This is a genomic window from Shewanella sp. SM29 (assembly GCF_025654245.1).
Classification (GTDB): domain Bacteria; phylum Pseudomonadota; class Gammaproteobacteria; order Enterobacterales; family Shewanellaceae; genus Shewanella; species Shewanella oncorhynchi.
In genome coordinates this window covers 1-552 of the sequence record NZ_JAKKRN010000102.1, presented here as the reverse complement: position 1 = coordinate 552, position 552 = coordinate 1, and the positions used below count along the sequence as shown (strand labels likewise).

Sequence of the window (552 nt, the reverse complement as noted above, 5' to 3'; positions counted from 1 at the left end):
TTCTGGAATGAAAGGGTCAATAACTCGGTGTTTCATCCCCGCCTGAATCGCTAAATTGGTAAGGGCCAAAGCATATTCTGCGAAATGGCCTTCAACCATGCCCTTCCATTCACCATAACGGGCTTCATGGTGACAAATCTCCAACTGCTTTTGAATGCCTGTATCGAACACGCTTTGGTCGTTGATAATAATGCCCCATAAAGCCAAATGTAGGGTGTAGTAATTACTGCGATAGGTGACTTTTTTACTGGGTTTGGCGATATAGGCTTCCATGCTTTTTTGACAAAAACCAGCAGCTCTAAGCTTATCGCCGCTAAACCACGCATGTAAGGCATGCACTAAGTCATCAGTCGTATCTGGTTTACTATTGCGGGGGCGCCACTCCGCAGGAAATAACGCACAAGCTTGCTTCGCTATGGCTAAATCCCCTGCGGCCATGGCGTAACTAAAGCAATCAACAACGTTATGAGATTGCCCTCCTTCGGCGATATTATCACCAAGGAAATCTGGATAGTTAGGGTCGTAAGCCATTAACAGTGGTTTAATTTTATA

The 552-nt window shown here is 45.1% G+C and carries 1 protein-coding gene; it reads right to left on the bottom strand.

Annotated elements, in window-relative coordinates:
• Positions 1-552, bottom strand: a 552-nt coding sequence (locus L5L77_RS22655) for an Imm49 family immunity protein (protein WP_263223451.1), incomplete at both ends; no start/stop codon positions are given.